Consider the following 20,245-nt stretch of genomic DNA (forward strand, 5'->3'; position numbering starts at 1 on the left):
GGCCGCGCCGGCACCAGGCGCCTTCGGGCGCGGCGGTGCGCGCGGCAAGCAGCGCAAGTCGAAGCGGGCGAAGCGCCAGGAGCTCGAGCAGATGAAGGCCCCGTCCGTCGGTGGCGTCTCCGTGCCCCACGGTGACGGCACCACGGTCGTGCGCCTGCGCCGCGGCGCGTCCCTGACGGACTTCGCCGAGAAGATCAACGCGAACCCGGCCTCCCTCGTCACAGTGCTCATCCACCTCGGCGAGATGGCCACCCAGACGCAGTCCCTCGACGAGGACACCTTCCAGCTGCTGGGCGCCGAGCTCGGGTACAAGATCCAGGTCGTCTCCCCGGAGGACGAGGAGCGCGAGCTCTTCGAGTCCTTCGACATCGACCTGGAGGCCGAGGCCGCGGCCGAGGGCGAGGACGTGCTGGAGGCGCGCCCGCCGGTCGTGACCGTCATGGGCCACGTCGACCACGGCAAGACCCGCCTGCTCGACGCGATCCGCAACACCAAGGTGATCGAGGGGGAGGCCGGCGGCATCACCCAGCACATCGGCGCCTACCAGATCGAGACCGAGGTGGACGGCCAGGAGCGGCAGATCACCTTCATCGACACCCCGGGTCACGAGGCGTTCACCGCCATGCGTGCCCGTGGTGCCCAGGTGACGGACATCGCCGTGCTCGTGGTCGCCGCGGACGACGGCGTCATGCCGCAGACGGTCGAGGCGCTCAACCACGCCCAGGCCGCCGGTGTGCCGATCGTGGTGGCGGTCAACAAGATCGACAAGCCCGAGGCGAACCCGGACAAGATCCGCGGTCAGCTCACCGAGTACGGCCTGGTCCCGGAGGAGTACGGCGGCGACACCATGTTCGTCGACGTCTCGGCCCGCCAGGACCTGAACATCGACGACCTGCTGGACGCGATCGTGCTGACCGCGGACGGCGCGCTCGAGCTGCAGGCGAACCCCAACAAGGACGCCCGCGGCGTGGCCATCGAGGCGAACCTGGACAAGGGCCGCGGTGCGGTCTCGACCGTGCTCGTGCAGTCCGGCACGCTGCGCGTCGGCGACGCGATCGTCGCCGGCGCCGCGTACGGCCGCGTGCGCGCCATGTTCGACGAGAACGGCAAGTCGGTCGAGCAGGCCGGTCCCTCGCGGCCGGTGCAGGTCCTCGGCCTGGACTCGGTGCCCCGCGCCGGTGACACGTTCCTGTCCACCCCGGAGGAGCGCACCGCGCGCCAGATCGCCGAGAAGCGGCAGGCGGCGGACCGCAACGCGCTGCTCGCCAAGCGCCGCAAGCGGATCACGCTGGAGTCCTTCGACGAGGCCGTGGCCGCGGGCAAGATCGACACGCTCAACCTCATCATCAAGGGCGACGTGTCCGGTGCCGTCGAGGCGCTGGAGGACTCGCTGCTGAAGATCGACGTGGGCGAGGAGGTCCAGCTGCGCGTCATCCACCGCGGCGTGGGCGCGATCACCCAGAACGACGTCAACCTGGCGACCGTGGACAACGCCATCATCATCGGCTTCAACGTCCGCCCCGCCGAGCGCGTGACGGAACTGGCCGACCGCGAGGGCGTCGAGATGAAGTTCTACTCGGTGATCTACAACGCCATCGACGACGTCGAGAGCGCGCTCAAGGGCATGCTCAAGCCGGAGTACGAGGAGGTGGAGCTCGGCACCGCCGAGATCCGCGAGGTGTACCGCTCCTCCAAGTGGGGCAACATCGCCGGTGCCTACATCACCAAGGGCACCATCCGCCGGAACTCCAAGGCCCGGCTGGTCCGGGACGGCAGCGTCGTGGCCGAGAACCTCACCATCGACTCGCTGCGCCGGTTCAAGGACGACGCGACCGAGGTCCGCGAGGGCTACGAGTGCGGTATCGGGCTCGGCTCCTTCAACGACATCCGCGAGGGCGACCTCATCGAGACGTGGGAGATGCGCGAGAAGCCGCGCGCCTGACCCGTCCCCGGCCCCGCGCCCCGTGCGCGGGGCCGCCGCGGCGGCACGGACGGGCCCGGTGCCCGTCCGTGCCGCCGCCACCGTGTGCACCACAGCACATCCCAACCGCAGCACCCCCGAACGACAGCACTGACGAACGACGGCACTGACGGACGACGGCACTGCCGGACGGACGCACCGTCGAACAACCGAGGAGCACCCACCATGGCTGACGCAGCACGCGCCGCCCGACTCGCCGACCGGATCAAGGTGGTCGTCGCCCAGGCGCTCGAGCGCCGGGTCAAGGACCCCCGGCTCGGCTTCGTGACCATCACGGACGCCCGGGTGACCAACGACCTGCAGCACGCGACGCTGTACTACACGGTATTCGGCACCGCCGAGGAGCAGGAGAGCACCCGCGCGGCCCTGGAGTCCGCCAAGGGCGTCCTGCGAAGCGAGGTCGGCCGCAACATCACAGCCCGCCTCACCCCGACCCTCACGTTCGTCCCGGACGAGATCCCCGTGAACGCCTCCCACCTGGAGGAGGTGCTGCGCGCCGCCAAGGAGAAGGACGCCGAGGTCGCCGCGCAGGCCGCCTCGGCCACCTGGGCGGCGGGGGAGGACCCCTACCGCCGGCCCGCCGAGGAGGACGACGAGTCCTCCCCGTCCCGCTGAGCGCGGCAGGCACCGGACCGATGGCCCGCGCCCCGCACGACGTCCCGAGCCCGGACCCGTCCCTGCCGACGGTGTCCGGGCTCGTGGTCGTGGACAAGCCCGCCGGCTGGACCAGCCACGACGTCGTCGCCCGGATGCGCCGGCTCGCCGGCACCCGGAAGGTCGGCCACGCCGGCACCCTGGACCCCATGGCCACCGGGGTGCTGGTGGTGGGCGTCGAGAAGGCCACCCGCCTGCTGACCTGGGTGGTCGGCCAGGACAAGACCTACGAGACCACCCTGCGGCTGGGGCAGGCGACGGTGACCGACGACGCCGAGGGCGAGCTGGTCGCCGTGGCCGAGCCCGCCGACGTCGAGGCGCTCACCGACGAGGCCGTCACCGCGGCGGTCGCCCGGCTCACCGGTGCCCTCCAGCAGGTCCCGGCCAAGGTCAGCGCCATCAAGGTCGACGGCCGGCGGGCCTACGCCCAGGTGCGCGCCGGGCAGGACGTGGAGCTCGCCGCCCGCCCCGTGACGGTCTCCGCCTTCGACGTGCACCGGATCACGCGGACCCACGACGACGCCGGCCGGCCGGTCCTCGACGTCGAGGCCACCGTCTCCTGCAGCACCGGCACCTACGTGCGCGCCCTGGCGCGGGACCTCGGCGAGGCCCTGGGGGTCGGCGGGCACCTCACCGCCCTGCGCCGCACCCGCGTGGGCGCGCTGACGCTCGAGCACGCCTCCACCCTGGACGAGCTCGCCGCCGACGTCGCCGCGGGCCGCCCCCTGCCCGTGACCACCCTGGAGCAGGCCGCCGCAGGGCTCTTCCCCGTCCGCCGGCTCACGGCCGCCGAGGCGGGCGACCTCGCCGACGGGCGCCGGATCGGGCCGTCCGCGGGGGACCCGGCGGAGGGCCCCCTCGACAACGAGGCGGTGACCGCCGGGCTGGCCCCGGACGGACGGCTCGTCGCCCTGCTCCGCGACCGGGGCGAGCGCGGTGCCCGCACGGCCAAGCCCGTGCTCGTGTTCCTGCCCGGGGAACGGTTTCCCGAGACCCCCGGGCCGCCCGCGGAGCGGGGGCGGGACCGCTGATGCTGTGGGGCTACGACGGCTGGTTCTGGGCCGCGGTCCTGCTCGGCGGGGCGTCCTTCCTGGTGTGCGCGGTGCAGGCCCTGCGGGGCCGGCGGCCCGACGACTGGACCCAGGGCTCCGTGCTGCTGCTGGAGGCCTTCCTCCTGGCCTACGCGGTGGGCTCGGTCGTCATGCACCTGGTGGGCCCCGCACCCACCGGCTCGGCGCTGGAGTACTGGGGCTACCTGCTGACCGCGCTGCTCATCCCCGCCGGGACCTTCGTGTGGTCGCTGGTGGAGCGCTCGGCCTGGTCCAACTACGTGCTCGCCGCCGCGGGGCCCGTGGTGGCGATCATGGTCTACCGCATGAACTTCATCTGGTACTACCAGTGAGCCCCCGCCGGCCGTCCGCCCCGCCCGACCAGGAGACCGCCCGATGACCCACCACCCCGACCCCGGGCGCACCCGCCTGCAGCAGCGTTTCGGTCCCCGGCGCGGCGGCGGGCGCGCCGACCGGAAGTCCTCGGGCTTCGGCCGTCTGGTCGTGGTGGTCTACGCGGTGTTCTCGCTCTCGGCCGGGGTGCGGTCCCTGTACCAGATCCTCACCGACTTCGGCGCCGCCCCGCTGCCGTACCTGCTCTCCGCCTTCGCCGCGGCGGTGTACGTGCTGGCCACCGTGGCCCTCGCCCGGCCCGGTGCCCGCTGGCACCGCGTGGCCGTGGCGGCCGTGCTGGTCGAGCTGTGCGGGGTGCTCGGCGTGGGGCTGCTCTCGGTGCTCGCCCCCGAGCTGTTCCCGAAGGCCAGCGTGTGGTCGCACTTCGGCCAGGGCTACGGCTACGTACCGCTGGTCCTGCCCCTGGTCGGTTTCGCGTGGCTGTGGCGCTCCCGGCCCCGGGCCGCAGTTCCCGGCGCCTGAACCCGCCGCCGGGGGAGCCCGGCCTCCCCGCGCCGGGCGGCGCCCGCAGCGGGTAGGCTCGTGCGCGGGCCGGAGCGCCCCGCGCCGCACCCTCCCGAAAGGACCACACCCATGCCCGCACGCCCCGACGGCGCCGGAGACTACGACGTCCCGGTCCTCACCGACGGGACCGTGGTCCTGCGCCGGCTCGACGAGCGCGACGTCCCGCAGCTGACCCGCAACTGCGCCGATCCGGCGGCCGCCGAGTTCACCACCGTGCCGCTGGGCTACACGGAGTCCGACGCCCGCTGGTACGTCGAGCACTTCGTCCCCGAGGCCTGGCGTGCGGGCCGCGAGTACAACTGGGCCGCCGCCGACGCCGCGACCGACCGCCTCTACGGGACCGTGGGGTTCAACGCGCTGCGCGGCACCACCGCCGACGTCGGGCTCAACTTCGGCCCGCACGCCCGGGGCACCGGGGCCGCCGAGGCCGCCTGCCGGCTGCTGCTCGACCACGGCTTCGAGCACCTGGGACTGACCTATGCTTACTGGATGGCGAAGGTCCCCAACTGGGCCAGCCGCAAGCTCGCGTGGAAGCTGGGCTTCCGGTCGCCGGTGCGCATCGACGGGTTCATGGAGCAGCGCGGCGCCTCCGTCGACGCCTGGATCCTCACCCTCGGGGCCGACGACCCCCGCACCCCCCGCCACCGCCTGGGACGGCCCGCCCCCGCCCGGCGCCCCCGCGCCTCGACCCCCCGGCCCGTCCCGTCCCGTTCCTGCCTGTCCCGATCCTGCGAGGAGAACCGTGTTCCGCTGGCGAGATCTCTCTGACGTCCCCCCGGGCTTCGGCCCGTCGGTGGTCACCCTCGGCAACTTCGACGGCGTCCACCGGGGCCACCAGCAGGTGATGTCCCAGCTCGTCAGCTCCGCCCGCGAGCGCGGCTGGGCCTCGGTGGTGGTGACGTTCGACCCGCACCCGGCCCAGGTGCACCGGCCCGACAGCTCGCCCGGGCTGATCATGGGCACCGAGGACAAGCTCGACGCCCTCGAGCAGACCGGGGCGGACGCGGTGCTCGTGCTGCGGTACACCCTGGAGTTCGCCGAGCAGACCACCGAGGAGTTCGTGCTGGGCACCCTGGTCGGGCCGCTCGGCGCCCGCTGCCTGGTGGTGGGCTCCGACACCCGCCTGGGCCGCGGCAACTCCGGCAACATCGACACGCTGCGGGAGCTGGGGGAGCGCCACGGCTTCGAGGTCCGGGTGGTCGACGACCTGCTCGACCCGCTGGACGGCGAGGACACCCGGCACGCCCCGTCGGGGGAGCGCCGCTGCTCGTCGACGTGGATCCGCTCCTGCCTGCAGGCCGGGGACGTGCGCGCCGCCGCCCGGCTGCTCGGGCGCAACCACCGGGTGCGCGGGGAGGTCGTGCACGGGGCGGCCCGGGGACGGGAGCTGGGCTACCCCACGGCCAACCTGTCCCCGGAGACCGCCGGGTTCGTCCCCGCGGACGGCGTCTACGCCGGGTGGCTGGTCGACGCCCACGGCACCCGCTGGCCCACCGCGATCTCCGTGGGCTCCAACCCCACGTTCGAGAACGTCCCGCGCCAGGTGGAGGCCCACGTCATCGACCGCCCCGCGGAGCGGGTCGAGGACTTCGACCTCTACGGCCAGGACGTGGTCGTCGAGTTCGTGGAGCGGCTGCGCGGGATGGTCGCCTACGAGGGCGTCGACAAGCTCGTGGCACAGATGGACGACGACGTGGCCCGCACCCGGCGGATCCTGGCCGCCGAGGGCTGAGCCCCCGGCGGCCCGGCGCTACATCTCCTCGTGCGTGTTCGGGTCGAAGCCCGAGCCGCTGATCCCGGTGTGCAGCATCTGCAGCCGCTGCATCTGCTCCTCGTCCAGCTCCCAGTCGAAGACGTCCAGGTTCTCGGCCATCCGCCGGGTGTCGGAGGTCTTCGGGATCGGCACGGTCCGGGACTGCAGGTGCCAGCGCAGCACGACCTGCGCCGGGGTGCGCCCGGTCCGCCGGGCGATCCGCGCGATCCACTCGTGCTGGAGGACGTCCGTCTTGCGGCCCAGCGGGGACCAGGCCTGCGTGACGATGCGGTGCTCCTCGTGGAACTCCCGCAGCCGCTCCTGCTGGTACTGCGGATGCAGCTCGACCTGGTTCACGGCCGGGGTCGTCCCGGTCTCCGCCACCAGCCGGCGGATGTGCGCCGGGGTGAAGTTGGACACCCCCACCGAGCGGACCAGGCCCTCCTCCTGCAGCTCCAGCATGGTCCGCCACGTCTCCACGTAGCGGTCCACCGACGGGTTCGGCCAGTGGATGAGGTAAAGGTCCACGTGGTCGGTGCCCAGCCGCCGCAGCGACCCGTCGAGGGAGCGGCGCACGGCGTCGGTGCCGTGGTCCCGGCCCGGCAGCTTCGTGGTCAGGAACAGCTCGCCGCGGGGCACGCCGGAGGCGGCGACCCCGCGGCCCACCCCGGTCTCGTTGCCGTAGTTCACGGCCGTGTCGACCATCCGGTAGCCGCGCATCAGCGCCTCGGCGACGTTCGCCTCCGCCTCGGCGTCGTCCATGGGGTAGGTCCCCAGACCGATCGCGGGGATGCGCCGGCCGTCCCGCATGGTGTGCGTGCGGCCGGCGGGCTCGAGGCCCCGGCCCTCCTGGGTGTCCTTGCTCACGGGCTGCTCCTGTGCTCCGTGCCCGAGCGCGCTCGGGCCCTGGTCGTGGTGTCCCTCCCATCTTGGCCCACGGCCCCGGGAGCACCCAGCCCAGCGCGCCGCGGGCCGCCCCGCTGGGGTGATCTGCGCGCGTCCGGTAGACTTGACGGCGGTCCGACTGCAGTCCGTGGTTGTCGGACCCCCGGGAGCTCCCGGGACCCGGCGGCGAACCCGCCGACCGGGCCGCACGGTACTGACTCGAACGGAGTTACACGTGGCACTCGACGCCGCCGTCAAGCAGCAGATCATCCAGGACTTCGCCACCCACGAGGGCGACACCGGTTCGCCCGAGGTGCAGATCGCGGTCCTGACCCGCCGGATCGCCGATCTGACGGAGCACCTGAAGCAGCACAAGCACGACCACCACACCCGCCGCGGCCTGATGGCCCTGGTCGGTCGTCGTCGTCGCATGCTGACCTACCTGCGCGACACCGACATCACGCGCTACCGCACGCTCATCGAGCGCCTCGGCCTGCGCCGCTAGTCGGCACCCGGCGGCGTCCCCCCGGCCCCCGGGAGGGCGCCGCCGAGCACCACCCCCGTCCGTCCCGGACGGGTGAGCACCACCGCACACTGCAGCACCACCGAACCCCAGACGGGGCCACCGCGCCGATCATTCGCGGTCCTCGGTAGTGATCTCCGGAAACCGGACGGCCCCTGCGGGCCCCGGCGGTCCGTGGATCTCGATCGAAGACCGGGTGGCGCGCGGGCCGCCCCGCCGACACGAAACGGAGGTGACCCTTGGAGGGTCCCGAGATCCAGTACGCCGAAGCCGTCATCGACAACGGCTCCTACGGAAAGCGCGTCGTGCGCTTCGAGACCGGCCGCCTCGCCAAGCAGGCCGCCGGCTCCACCCTCGTCTCCATCGACGAGGACACCACCATGCTCTCCGCCACCACGGTGGGCAAGTCCCCCCGCGAGGGCTTCGACTTCTTCCCCCTGACGGTCGACGTCGAGGAGCGCATGTACGCCGCCGGGCGCATCCCCGGCTCGTTCTTCCGCCGCGAGGGCCGCCCCTCCACGGACGCGATCCTCACCTGCCGGCTCATCGACCGCCCGCTGCGCCCGGCCTTCGGCAAGGGCATCCGCAACGAGGTCCAGGTCGTCGTGACGATCCTGTCCATCAACCCGGACGAAATCTACAACACCGTGGCGATCAACGCCGCGTCGATGTCCACGACCCTGTCCGGCATGCCCTTCCAGGGCCCGGTCGGCGGCGTGCGCATGGCTCTCATGGCCGGGGAGAACGGCCAGCACCAGTGGGTGGCCTTCCCGAAGCACTCCCAGCTCGAGAACGCCGTGTTCGACATGGCCGTGGCCGGCCGGGTCGTCACCGGCAAGGACGGCACCGAGGACGTCGCGATCATGATGGTCGAGGCCGAGGCCACCGACAACTCCTGGAACCTGATCAAGAGCAACGGCGCCACGGCCCCCACCGAGGAGCTCGTGGCCCAGGGCCTCGAGGCCGCCAAGCCCGCCATCAAGGCCCTGTGCGACGCCCAGGCCGACCTCAAGGCCCGCGCCGGCAAGCCCGACATGGAGCTGCCGCGCTTCGGCGGCTTCGGCGACGACGTCAAGGAGGCCGTGGCGGCCACCGCCGGCACCCGGCTCGCCGAGGTCTACTCGATCGCCGGCAAGCAGGAGCGCGAGGCCGCGACCGACGAGCTGCACCAGTCGACCCTCGCGGAGCTGACCGGGGAGGGCAAGCCCTTCGCGGACCGCAAGGACGAGGTCAACGGCGCCTACCAGGCCCTGACCAAGCAGACCGTGCGCCAGCGGATCCTCACCGAGCAGGTGCGCATCGACGGCCGCGGCCTGACGGACATCCGCCAGCTCACCGCCGAGGTCGAGGTCCTGCCCCGGGTCCACGGCTCGGCGATCTTCGAGCGCGGGGAGACCCAGATCATGGGCGTCACCACGCTGAACATGCTCAAGATGGAGCAGCAGATCGACTCGCTGTCCCCGGTCAAGCACAAGCGCTACGTGCACCACTACAACTTCCCGCCGTACTCCACCGGCGAGACCGGCCGCGTGGGCTCCCCGAAGCGCCGCGAGATCGGCCACGGCGCGCTGGCCGAGCGGGCCATCACCCCGGTGCTGCCCTCCCGCGAGGAGTTCCCCTACGCCATCCGCCAGGTCTCGGAGGCGCTGGGGTCCAACGGCTCCACGTCGATGGGCTCCGTGTGCGCCTCGACCCTGTCGCTGCTCAACGCCGGCGTGCCGCTGCGCGCCCCGGTGGCCGGCATCGCCATGGGCCTGGTCTCGGACGAGGTGGACGGGGAGACCCGCTACGCCGCGCTGACCGACATCCTGGGCGCCGAGGACGCGCTGGGCGACATGGACTTCAAGGTCGCCGGCACCGCCGAGTTCGTCACCGCGATCCAGCTCGACACGAAGCTGGACGGCATCCCCTCCTCCGTCCTGGACGCGGCCCTCACCCAGGCCCGCGAGGCCCGCCTGCACATCCTCGGGGTGCTCAACGCCGCCATCGACCAGCCGGACGAGATGAGCGAGTTCGCCCCGCGCGTGATCTCCGTGTCGGTGCCCGTCTCCAAGATCGGCGAGGTCATCGGCCCCAAGGGCAAGATGATCAACCAGATCCAGGAGGACACCGGCACCGACATCTCGATCGAGGACGACGGCACCGTCTACATCGGCGCCACCGACGGCCCCTCGGCCGAGGCGGCCCGCGCGGCGATCAACGCGATCGCCAACCCGCAGGTCCCCGAGGTCGGCGAGCGCTACCTGGGCACCGTGGTGAAGACCACGACCTTCGGCGCCTTCGTCTCCCTGACCCCCGGCAAGGACGGCCTGCTGCACATCTCGGAGCTGCGCAAGCTCAACGAGGGCAAGCGCGTCACCGACGTCGAGGACGTCCTCGGCGTGGGCCAGAAGGTCCAGGTGGAGATCACCAAGGTCGACGACCGCGGCAAGCTGTCGCTGGCCCCGGTGGTCGCCGAGGAGCCCAACGTCTTCGCCGAGGACGACGCGGCCTCCGAGGTCTGAGCCGGGACACTCCCGCGCGCAGCAGAGCACGAGCACAGAAAGCAGCACATCTGGATGACGGCAGTCGATCTGCCGCTGGAGGCGGGCGACCGCGGCTCGGGGACCACCCCGGGACCGGGCGCCCGCCTCTCGGCGGTCCTGAGCAGTTCACCGACCACCACCGCCGGGGCGCTGACCGCCGCGGCCGGGGGGTTCACGCACACCCTGCACGAGGGCGAGGGCGGCAACGTGGTGCGGCGCACCGTGCTGCCGTGCGGCACCCGCGTGCTCACCGAGCGGATGCCGGCCCAGCGCGCCGTGACCGTCGGCTTCTGGGTGGGCGTCGGCTCCCGCGACGAGCAGCCCGGGCGGCTGGGCTCCACCCACTTCCTGGAGCACCTGCTGTTCAAGGGCACCACCCGGCGCTCCGCGCTGCAGATCGCCGAGGCCTTCGACGAGGTGGGCGGGGAGTCCAACGCGGCCACGGCCAAGGAGCACACCTGCTACTACGCCCGGGTGCTCGCCGAGGACCTGCCGATGTCCATCGACGTGATCACCGACATGGTCACCTCGGCCGTCCTCGACCCGGAGGAGCTCGAACGGGAGCGGGGGGTGATCCTCGAGGAGCTGGCCATGGACAAGGACGATCCCGAGGACGTCGCCTTCGAGGAGTTCACCCAGCGGGTGCTGGGCGACCACCCGCTGGGCCGTCCCATCGGCGGCACGCCGGAGGAGATCCTGGCCGTGCCCCGCGACGCGGTGCTCGAGCACTACCGGCGGCACTACCGGCCCGAGGGCCTCGTGGTCACGGCCGCGGGCGGGCTGGAGCACGACGTGGTGGTGGCCCTCGTCGCGGAGGCCCTCGGCCGCGCGGGCTGGGACCCGTCCGCACCCGCCGCCCCGGTCGCCCGGCGCGTGCGCACCCCCGCCCCGCTGGTCCCCGAGTGGGGCGAGCACTTCCTGGAGCGGCCCGTGGAGCAGACCAACGTGCTCGTGGGCCGGCCCGGGATCGTGGCCGGCGACGAGCGCCGCTTCGCGATGACCGTGCTCAACGCCGCGCTGGGCGGCGGGATGTCCTCCCGCCTGTTCCAGGAGATCCGGGAGAAGCGCGGGCTGGCCTACAGCACCTTCTCCTTCTCCGGGGCGTACTCGGACGCGGGCTACTTCGGGATGTACGCCGGGTGCCTGCCGGCGCGCACCGACGAGGTCGTGGCGCTGATGACCGGCGGGCTCGAGACCCTCGCCGCGGACGGGATCGGCGCCGACGAGCTGCGCAAGGTCGTCGGCCAGCTCGGCGGCGGCACCGTGCTCGCCCTGGAGGACACCGGCTCGCGGATGTCGCGGCTGGGCTCGGCGGAACTGAAGTCGGGGGAGTTCCTCGACATCGACGAGTCGCTGGACCGGGTGCGCTCGGTGACCCCCGAGCAGGTCCGGGAGCTCGCCGGCTGGCTGGCCGAGGGCCCCGTCGTCACCACCATCGTGGCGCCCTCCCGCCGCTGACCGCCGTCCCCGCCCACCCCTCGTCGCCTAGAGTTGGAGCCATGACCGAGAGCACCGCCCCCGAGACCACCGACGCCGCGGCGTCCGTCCCCGCCGAGCTCCGGGTCGCCGTCCTCGGCGCCCGCGGCCGGATGGGCAGCGAGGCCGTCCAGGCGGTGCGCCGCGCCGACGGCCTGCAGCTCGTCGCCGAGCTCGGCCGGGAGGACTCCCTGCAGGCCCTGGTCGCCGCCGGCGCCGAGGTCGTGGTCGACCTCACCGTCCCCTCCGCCACGGAGACCAACGTCCGCTTCGCCGTGGAGCACGGCATGCACTGCGTGGTCGGCACGACCGGCTGGGACGCCGAGCGGCTGGACCGGCTCGGGGCGCTCCTGGCCGAGCACCCCGGGGTGGGCGTGCTGATCGCCCCCAACTTCTCGGTCGGGGCGGTGCTGGCGATGCGCTTCTCCGCCCAGGCCGCCCGGTTCTTCGAGTCGGTGGAGATCGTGGAGCTGCACCACCCGGACAAGGTCGACGCCCCCTCCGGCACCGCCGCGCGCACCGCGGCCCTCGTCGGCGAGGCCCGGCGGGCCGCCGGGACGGCGCCGTCGCCCGACGCACCGAGCACGACCGGCCGGCGCGCGCGGGGCGCTCGTCGACGACGTCCGGGTGCACTCCGTGCGCCTGCGCGGACTGGTGGCCCACCAGGAGACGCTGCTCGGCGGCGTCGGGGAGCAGCTCACCATCCGGCACGACTCCTTCGACCGGATCTCCTTCATGACCGGCGTGGTCCTCGGCGTGCGCGAGGTCGGCTCCCACCCGGGGCTCACGCACGGCCTCGAGGGCTACCTCGACCTGGAGCTGTGACCCGATGAGCTCGATGCGCGTCTGGGGCTGGGTGCTGCTCGCGGCGGGCGCCGTGACCCTGTGGCTGTTGCCGATCCCGGACGGCTCGAAGCTGTGGATCCTCGCGGTGCTCGTCTTCGCCGGGGTCTTCACGCTGCTGGAGTCGACGAGCCGGGCGAAGGCGCTGGCCGCGGCCATGACCGCCCTGCTCGTCGTCTACCTCGTCCTGAGCCTGCACCGCGCGGTCCTGCTGATGGGCACCGAGGGCTGGATCCCCAAGGCCTTCGGCCTCGCCCTGCTGGTGCTGCCGGCCGTGGGCGTGTGGGCGCTGGTGCGCGAGGTCCTCTTCGGCGTCCGCACCGAGCAGCTCGGCCGCACCCTGGAGGCGGAGGGCGGGCTGCCCGCGGACGACCTGCCGCGCACTCCGGGCGGGCGGATCGTGCGCGCGGCCGCCGACGAGCGGTTCCACGTCCGCCGGGCCCAGACCGAGGAGGACCCCGGGGACTGGCGCAACTGGTACCGGCTCTCCCTGGCCTACGCCGACGCCGGGGACCGCCGCCGCGCCCGCTCCGCGATGCGCGACGCCGTGGCCCTGTCCCAGGGGCGCCCGGCCCGCAACGTGGAGGCCGCCGGACCGGCCGGCGAGGGCCTGGACTGAGCCGTGGCCGTCGCGACCTGCCCCCTCGGCGGCCCCGGGACCACCCGCCCCGGCGCGGACCCCGGCGCGGAGACGGTAGCCTGGGGCCCATGACTGACTTCGCCACGTCCTCCTCCGCCGACCGCCCCACCACCCCGGACAAGCCCCTGTTCGGGACGCTGCTCACCGCGATGATCACCGTCTTCGCCGAGGACGGCTCCGTGGACCTGGAGGGCACCGCGGCCGTGGCGTCGCGGCTCGTCGACGACGGCTGCGACGGCCTGGTGGTCTGCGGCACCACGGGCGAGTACTCGACCATGACCGACGAGGAGAACCTCTCCGTGTTCCGCGCGGTCAAGGACGCCGTGGGCTCCCGCGTGCCGCTGCTGGCCGGCACCGGCTCCAACGACACCGAGCACTCCCGCTACCTCTCCCGGGCGGCCGAGCAGATCGGCATGGACGGGCTGCTCATCGTCACCCCGTACTACAACAAGCCCACCCAGGCCGGGGTCGAGGCGCACTTCCGCAGCCTCGCCGACTCCGTGGACCTGCCGATCATGCTCTACGACATCCCCGGCCGCACCGGCATCCCCATCGCCACCGAGACCCTGATCTCCCTCGCGGGCCACCCCAACATCGTGGCCGTCAAGGACGCCAAGGCGGACCTGCTCGCCGCCACCCGGGTGCTGGCCGAGACGGACCTGCTCTACTACTCCGGCGACGACGGGCTGACCCTGCCGTGGATGTCCCTCGGCGCGGCCGGCCTGGTGGGCGTCACCACGCACGTGGCCACCGCGGAGTACCGCCGGCTCATCGACGCCGTGCGCGCCGGCGACCTGGGCACGGCCCAGCGCCTCAACCTGGACCTCGAGCCCGTGGTCCGCGCCACCATGACCCGCGCGCCCGGCGCCGTGGCGGCCAAGACGATCCTCATGTGGCAGGGCAAGCTGCCGCACAACACCGTGCGGCTCCCGCACGTCCCACCCACGGAGGCCGAGGCCGCCCTGATCCGCGCGGATCTGGAGGGCTCGATCGTCTCCGGCACCATCGAATGACGAAAGAGTTCCATGACCCAATGGCACACTGACCTGTCCGCTCCCCCCGCCCTCGGCAAGGACGCGCTGCGCGTCGTCCCCCTGGGCGGGCTGGGCGAGGTCGGCAGAAACATGACGGTGTTCGAGATCAACGGGCAGCTGCTCGTGGTCGACTGCGGGGTCCTCTTCCCCGAGGAGACCCAGCCCGGCGTGGACCTGATCCTCCCGGACATCAACTACATCATCGACCGGCTCGACGACGTCGTGGCCGTGGTGCTCACGCACGGGCACGAGGACCACATCGGCGCCGTGCCCTACCTGCTCAAGCGCCGGCCGGACATCCCCGTCATCGGCTCCCAGCTCACGCTCGCGCTCATCGAGGCGAAGCTGCAGGAGCACCGCATCAAGCCCTACACCATGGCGGTGCGGGAGGGGCAGGTCGAACGGCTCGGCGAGTTCGAGGTCGAGTTCGTCGCCGTCAACCACTCCATCCCCGATGCGCTGGCCGTGTTCCTGCGCACCCGGGCCGGCACGGTGCTGCACACCGGCGACTTCAAGATGGACCAGCTGCCCCTGGACGGCCGGATCACCGACCTCCGACACTTCGCCCGGCTGGGCGAGGAGGGCGTCGACCTGTTCCTCACCGACTCCACCAACGCCGAGGTCCCCGGCTTCACGCCCACGGAGAAGCACATCGGCCCGGTCCTGGCCGACGTGATCGGCCGGGCCCCCAAGCGCGTGGTCGTGGCGTCCTTCTCCTCCCACGTCCACCGGGTGCAGCAGGTGCTCGACGCCGCCGCCGAGCACGGGCGCAAGGTCGTCTTCATGGGCCGCTCCATGGTCCGCAACATGACCATCGCCGAGAAGCTCGGCTACCTCGAAGTCCCGCCGAACACCCTGGTGGACCAGAAGAAGATCGAGGACCACGCCGACTCCCAGCTGGTCATCATGTGCACCGGCTCGCAGGGCGAGCCGATGGCCGCGCTGTCGCGGATGGCCAACGGGGACCACAAGGTCCAGCTCACCGAGGGGGACACCGTGATCCTCGCGTCCTCCCTGATCCCGGGCAACGAGAACTCCGTGTTCCGGATCATCAACGGGCTCATGCGCCTGGGCGCGAACGTCGTGCACAAGAGCAACGCCAAGGTCCACGTCTCCGGGCACGCCGCCGCCGGGGAGCTGCTGTACTGCTACAACATCATCGAGCCCGAGTACGTCATGCCGGTGCACGGCGAGGTCCGCCACCTCATCGCCAACGGCAAGCTCGCCGAGGAGACGGGCGTCCCGACCGACCACGTGCTGCTGGCCGAGAACGGCACCGTGGTGGACATGACCGCCGGCCAGGTCCGGATCACCGGGCAGGTGGAGTGCGGGGACGTCTACGTGGACGGCTCCTCCGTGGGCACCATCACCGACGCCGACCTCAAGGACCGCCTGGTGCTGGCCGAGGAGGGCTTCATCTCGGTGATCACCGTGGTCAACCGCGACACCGGCAAGGTGGTCTCCGGCCCCGACGTGCACGCCCGGGGCGTGGCCGAGGACGACCAGGTCTTCGAGGACATCAAGCCGAAGATCACCGCCGCCCTCGAGGACGCGATCAACCACTCGGGCAAGAACCACACCACCCAGCAGCTCCAGCAGGTGGTGCGCCGCACGATCGGCTCCTGGGTCAGCCGCAAGCTGCGCCGCAAGCCCATGATCGTCCCGGTGGTCATCGAGGCCTGACCACCCCGCCTCCTCCGCCCGTGCGGCACCGCGGGCGGGGGGAGGCCGTGGTCTACCCTGGGAGCATGGCGACTCGTACTTCCCCTGCCCGCAAGGGCGCCTCGACGTCGCGTGGCAAGAACAGCACGTCTTCCGCGCGGTCGTCGGGAACCAGCCGGAAAAGCTCCTCCCGCCCCGCCACCGCGGCGCGGGGCTCCTCCGCGCGCCCGGCCGACAGCTCGCCGGGGGCGCTGCACGCCCTCGGCGCCGCCCTGCTGTGGTGCGCCCGCGTGATCGGGGGCGCCTGGACGGCCGTCGCCCACGTGGTCGGCGGCGCGGTGCGCCGGATGGGCACCCTGCGCACCGACGTGCCCGCCGAGCGGCTGCGGGACGGCGGGGCGCTGTTCCTGCTGCTGCTCGGGCTGCTCAGCGCCGCCGTCGAGTGGTGGAACCTGCCCGCCGCCCCGGCCGCCTGGATCGCCGTGCCCGCCGCCGTGGTCCACCAGGTGCTCGCCGGCACCTTCGGCTGGATGGCCCTGGTCCTGCCCCTGCCCCTCGCCGGCTTCGCCCTGCGCCGCTTCCGGCACCCGGAGGAGACCTCCGCCAACAACCGGATCGCCATCGGCCTGGGCGCCGCGGTGGTGGCCGGCTCGGGCCTGGCCCACCTGTTCCTGGGCCGCCCCTCGATGAGCGACGGCCCCGGGGCCCTGGGCACCGCCGGGGGCACCGTCGGGTTCCTCGCCGCCGACCCGCTCAGCGCCCTCGTCACCCCGGTGGGGGCCGGGGCGGTGTTCGTCGCCGTCCTGTTCCTGTCCGTGCTCGTGATCACCGCCACCCCCGTGAACCTCATCGGACCCCGGCTCAAGCAGGGCTACTGGCGGCTGATGGGCCAGGACGGGCCCGTCTCCGCGACCGACCTGTCCTCCGCGGACCACGACCGCTCCTACCTGGACGAGCACCACGCGCGCGCCGAGGCGGGCAAGACCCGGCGGCAGAAGCGCCGCGAGCGCAAGGAGGCCGAGGCCGAGCGGCGCGCCCTCGACGGCTACCGCGGGGACGAGGCCTTCGAACGGGCCGTCGTCGACCAGGAGCGGTCCGGGGGAGACGCCCCCACCCGCGTCTTCGACGTCGACTCCGCCCGCGCCGCCCGGCGGAAGGCCGCCGCCGCAGGGGCCGCCGACGCCGCGGAACCGTCCGGGGCACCGGCCCCCGCCGAGCAGGCGCCGCAGCCGGCGGCCGGCCCGCGCCCGGGGCAGAAGCGTCCCACCCAGGAGCAGCTCGCCGCCACGAAGCTGCGCCGGGAGCAGGGCCTCGAGCCGGCCGCGGACACGGCCGCCGGCTCCGGTTCCCCGGCGCTCGAGGACGTCGAGCCCGCCCCGGCGGGCTCGACCTCCGTCACCGCCCGCACGCACACCCCCGAGGCCCCCATCCCGGCCCGGGCGGAGCAGCTCAAGCTCGAGGGGGACATCGCCTACTCCCTGCCCACGCCCGGGGCGCTCGTGCAGGGCCCGCCGCCCAAGGAGCGCTCCGAGGCCAACGACGCCGTGGTCGCCGCCCTGACCAGCGTCCTGGAGCAGTTCAACGTCGACGCCGTGGTCACGGGCTTCTCCCGCGGGCCCACCGTCACCCGGTACGAGATCGAGCTCGGCTCCGGCACGAAGGTGGAGCGGGTCACGGCGCTGTCGAAGAACATCGCCTACGCGGTGGCCTCCGCCGACGTCCGCATCCTCTCCCCGATCCCGGGCCGCTCCGCGATCGGGATCGAGATCCCCAACACCGACCGCGAGACGGTGTCCCTCGGCGACGTCCTGCGCTCGCACAACGCCCGCAAGACCGAGCACCCCATGGTCATGGGCGTGGGCAAGGACGTGGAGGGCGGCTACGTGGTGGCCAACCTCGCGAAGATGCCGCACCTGCTCGTGGCCGGCGCCACCGGCGCGGGCAAGTCGAGTTTCGTGAACTCGATGATCGTCTCCCTGCTGATGCGCGCCACCCCCGACGAGGTGCGGATGGTCATGGTCGACCCCAAGCGCGTCGAGCTGACCGCCTACGAGGGCGTCCCGCACCTGATCACCCCCATCATCACCAACCCCAAGAAGGCCGCCGAGGCGCTGCAGTGGGTCGTGCGCGAGATGGACGCCCGCTACGACGACCTCTCTCACTACGGCTACAAGCACGTCGACGACTTCAACAAGGCCGTGCGCAACGGCAAGGTCCAGCCCGAGCCCGGCTCCAAGCGGGTGATCCGGCCCTATCCGTACCTGCTCGTGATCGTGGACGAGCTCGCCGACCTCATGATGGTCGCCCCGCGCGACGTCGAGGACGCGATCGTGCGGATCACCCAGCTCGCCCGCGCGGCCGGGATCCACCTGGTCCTCGCGACCCAGCGGCCCTCCGTGGACGTGGTCACCGGACTGATCAAGGCCAACGTGCCCTCCCGGATGGCGTTCGCCACCTCCTCGGTCACCGACTCCCGGGTGGTGCTGGACCAGCCCGGCGCCGAGAAGCTCATCGGCCAGGGCGACGCCCTCTTCCTGCCCATGGGCGCCTCCAAGCCCATGCGCGTGCAGGGGGCGTGGGTCTCGGAGTCGGAGATCCACGAGGTCGTGGACCACGTCAAGGGCCAGATGAAGGCCCACTACCGGGAGGACGTCGTCCAGGAGGCCCCCAAGAAGGCCATCGACGAGGACATCGGGGACGACCTCGACGTGCTCCTGCAGGCCACCGAGCTCGTGGTGACCACGCAGTTCGGCTCCACCTCCATGCTGCAGCGCAAGCTGCGGGTGGCTTCGCCAAGGCCGGCCGGCTCATGGACCTGCTGGAGTCCCGGGGCGTCGTCGGACCCTCCGAGGGCTCCAAGGCCCGGGACGTGCTCGTCAAGCCGGACGACCTCGCCGCGACCCTGGCCGTGCTCCGCGGCGAGGAGCCGCCGGCGCCGGCCGGCGGGACCGGCGGATCCGTCGACTACGGGGAGGACCCGGTCGAGGCCTCGCTGGCGGCCACCGCGGTCGACCACCACGACGGCGCCGAGGACCCCGAGGGCTCCGAGGACGCCTGGCAGCTCACCGGCCGCTGAGCCGACCGACCACCACCACCAGGAAGCGAGCACCCGATGAGCCCCGCGGACCCGGCCTCCAACGTCAACCTGCCCAATGCGCTCACCGCCCTGCGCATCGTGCTGGTGCCCTTCTTCGTCTGGTTCCTGTGGGCGGGCGGCACCCAGGGGGAGGACTCCGCGGCCATGCGGTGGGCCGCCCTCGCGGTGTTCGCCGTGGCCATGTACACCGACAAGCTCGACGGTGACATCGCCCGGGCCCGCGGGCTGATCACGAGCTTCGGCAAGATCGCCGATCCGATCGCGGACAAGCTGCTGACCGGGGCCGCCTTCGTGGTGCTCTCGATGCTGGGGGAGCTGTGGTGGTGGGTCACCGTGGTGATCCTCGTGCGCGAGTGGGGCATCACGGTCCTGCGCTTCGTCGTGATCCGCTACGGGGTGATGGCCGCCTCCAAGGGCGGGAAGCTCAAGACGGTCCTGCAGACCGTCGCGCTGCTGCTGCTGCTCCTGCCCCTGGCGCCGCTGGTGGGTGCCTGGTGGCCGTGGCTGGGCTGGACCGTCATGGGCGCCGCGCTGGTGGTCACCGTGGTGACCGGCGTGGACTACGTGGTCAAGGCCGTGCAGCTGCGCCGCCGCTCGCCGGCCGGGCGGAACCCGGCGTGAGCGGCGCGGCGCCGGCCGCCGGCGCGCTCGTCGAGGCGGCCGTCCGGCGGGGCCTGACCATCGGCACCGCCGAGTCGCTGACCGGGGGCGCGCTGGCCGCCGCGGTGGTCGACGTCCCCGGGGCCTCGGGCTGCTTCGAGGGCGCGGTCGTGTCCTACTCCAACAGGGTCAAGACCGAGGTCCTCGGCGTCCCGGCGGCGCTGCTGGCCGAGCGCGGCTCCGTGGACCCCGACGTCGCGGCGGCCATGGCCGAGGGCGCCCGCCGGGTGCTGGGCACGGACTGGGCCGTGGCCACCACCGGCGTCGCCGGCCCGGAGCCGCACGACGGCCGCCCGGTCGGCACGGTCTACCTCGGCCTGGCCGGCCCCCGGGGCGCGACCGCACTGGAGCTGCAGGCCGCGGGCGACCGCGCGGCCATCCGGGCGGCCACCGTCGCCGCGGCCCTGGAGCGGCTCACCGCCGCCATCCTGCTCCCAGACAACTCCCAGTGAAAAAGTGCGGTCGGCGGGGAAGAATGGAACCGTCAGCGTGGTTAGCAATGATCGCAGGCTCGAGTTGAGCCGTTCGAAGTCAAGATGTCGACC

Annotated in this window: 16 protein-coding genes and 2 pseudogenes; 17 read left to right on the top strand and 1 reads right to left on the bottom strand. The window is 73.0% G+C overall.

Going from position 1 to position 20,245, the window contains the following annotated elements:
• From infB to BJF77_RS00990, 7 genes are all read left to right on the top strand, one after another.
• Positions 1-1,942, top strand: a 1,942-nt coding sequence (gene infB, locus BJF77_RS00960) for a translation initiation factor IF-2 (RefSeq protein WP_075871025.1), incomplete at its 5' end; no start/stop codon positions are given.
• A gap of 204 nt (positions 1,943-2,146) precedes the next feature.
• Positions 2,147-2,596: a 30S ribosome-binding factor RbfA gene (gene rbfA, locus BJF77_RS00965; RefSeq protein ID WP_047802801.1), complete on the top strand. Its 450-nt coding sequence runs from the start codon at positions 2,147-2,149 to the stop codon at positions 2,594-2,596.
• A gap of 20 nt (positions 2,597-2,616) precedes the next feature.
• Positions 2,617-3,666, top strand: a complete 1,050-nt coding sequence (gene truB / locus BJF77_RS00970) for a tRNA pseudouridine(55) synthase TruB (protein ID WP_075871026.1) — start codon at positions 2,617-2,619, stop codon at positions 3,664-3,666.
• Positions 3,666-4,037, top strand: a complete 372-nt coding sequence (locus BJF77_RS00975; protein WP_075871027.1) for a hypothetical protein — start codon at positions 3,666-3,668, stop codon at positions 4,035-4,037. The genes truB and BJF77_RS00975 overlap by 1 nt, the downstream gene beginning before the upstream one ends.
• Positions 4,038-4,080: 43 nt before the next feature.
• Positions 4,081-4,560, top strand: a complete 480-nt coding sequence (locus tag BJF77_RS00980) for a hypothetical protein (RefSeq protein WP_075871028.1) — start codon at positions 4,081-4,083, stop codon at positions 4,558-4,560.
• 111 nt (positions 4,561-4,671) lie between these two features.
• On the top strand, positions 4,672-5,370 hold the full coding sequence (locus BJF77_RS00985) for a GNAT family N-acetyltransferase (protein WP_075871029.1): 699 nt from the start codon (positions 4,672-4,674) through the stop codon (positions 5,368-5,370).
• A complete protein-coding gene (locus BJF77_RS00990) occupies positions 5,345-6,334 on the top strand; it encodes a bifunctional riboflavin kinase/FAD synthetase (RefSeq protein WP_075871030.1) in 990 nt (329 codons plus the stop codon). The genes BJF77_RS00985 and BJF77_RS00990 overlap by 26 nt, the downstream gene beginning before the upstream one ends.
• Before the next feature lie 18 nt (positions 6,335-6,352).
• Here BJF77_RS00990 and BJF77_RS00995 read toward each other — a convergent pair whose 3' ends face one another.
• Positions 6,353-7,222 carry an aldo/keto reductase gene (locus BJF77_RS00995; protein ID WP_238986004.1) on the bottom strand — a complete coding sequence of 290 codons (870 nt, stop codon included), beginning with the start codon at positions 7,220-7,222 and terminating at the stop codon, positions 6,353-6,355.
• A 253-nt stretch (positions 7,223-7,475) separates the two neighbouring features.
• Between BJF77_RS00995 and rpsO the strand changes: the two genes are divergently transcribed.
• From rpsO to BJF77_RS01045, 10 genes and pseudogenes are all read left to right on the top strand, one after another.
• Positions 7,476-7,745, top strand: coding sequence for a 30S ribosomal protein S15 (gene rpsO, locus BJF77_RS01000; protein WP_047802795.1), 270 nt, complete (start codon positions 7,476-7,478; stop codon positions 7,743-7,745).
• 257 nt (positions 7,746-8,002) lie between these two features.
• Positions 8,003-10,267: a polyribonucleotide nucleotidyltransferase gene (locus BJF77_RS01005; protein WP_075871031.1), complete on the top strand. Its 2,265-nt coding sequence runs from the start codon at positions 8,003-8,005 to the stop codon at positions 10,265-10,267.
• A 54-nt stretch (positions 10,268-10,321) separates the two neighbouring features.
• Entirely contained in the window at positions 10,322-11,746 is a 1,425-nt protein-coding gene (locus BJF77_RS01010) for a pitrilysin family protein (RefSeq protein WP_075871032.1), read from the top strand.
• Positions 11,747-11,787: 41 nt separating this feature from the next.
• Positions 11,788-12,589: pseudogene (gene dapB / locus BJF77_RS01015) on the top strand (4-hydroxy-tetrahydrodipicolinate reductase).
• Positions 12,590-12,593: 4 nt separating this feature from the next.
• Positions 12,594-13,226 carry a hypothetical protein gene (locus tag BJF77_RS01020; RefSeq protein WP_255396070.1) on the top strand — a complete coding sequence of 211 codons (633 nt, stop codon included), beginning with the start codon at positions 12,594-12,596 and terminating at the stop codon, positions 13,224-13,226.
• Between the two features lie 89 nt (positions 13,227-13,315).
• Positions 13,316-14,260, top strand: coding sequence for a 4-hydroxy-tetrahydrodipicolinate synthase (gene dapA, locus BJF77_RS01025; RefSeq protein ID WP_075871033.1), 945 nt, complete (start codon positions 13,316-13,318; stop codon positions 14,258-14,260).
• 12 nt (positions 14,261-14,272) lie between these two features.
• Positions 14,273-15,964, top strand: a complete 1,692-nt coding sequence (locus BJF77_RS01030) for a ribonuclease J (RefSeq protein ID WP_047802791.1) — start codon at positions 14,273-14,275, stop codon at positions 15,962-15,964.
• A gap of 65 nt (positions 15,965-16,029) precedes the next feature.
• A pseudogene (locus BJF77_RS01035) lies at positions 16,030-19,019 on the top strand (DNA translocase FtsK 4TM domain-containing protein).
• A gap of 36 nt (positions 19,020-19,055) precedes the next feature.
• Entirely contained in the window at positions 19,056-19,661 is a 606-nt protein-coding gene (gene pgsA, locus BJF77_RS01040; RefSeq protein ID WP_075871034.1) for a CDP-diacylglycerol--glycerol-3-phosphate 3-phosphatidyltransferase, read from the top strand.
• Positions 19,658-20,152, top strand: coding sequence for a CinA family protein (locus BJF77_RS01045; protein ID WP_075871035.1), 495 nt, complete (start codon positions 19,658-19,660; stop codon positions 20,150-20,152). The genes pgsA and BJF77_RS01045 overlap by 4 nt, the downstream gene beginning before the upstream one ends.
• Positions 20,153-20,245: the final 93 nt, after the last annotated feature.

The sequence above is a fragment of the Kocuria sp. CNJ-770 genome, assembly GCF_001942375.1.
GTDB classification, from domain to species: Bacteria; Actinomycetota; Actinomycetes; order Actinomycetales; family Micrococcaceae; genus Kocuria; species Kocuria oceani.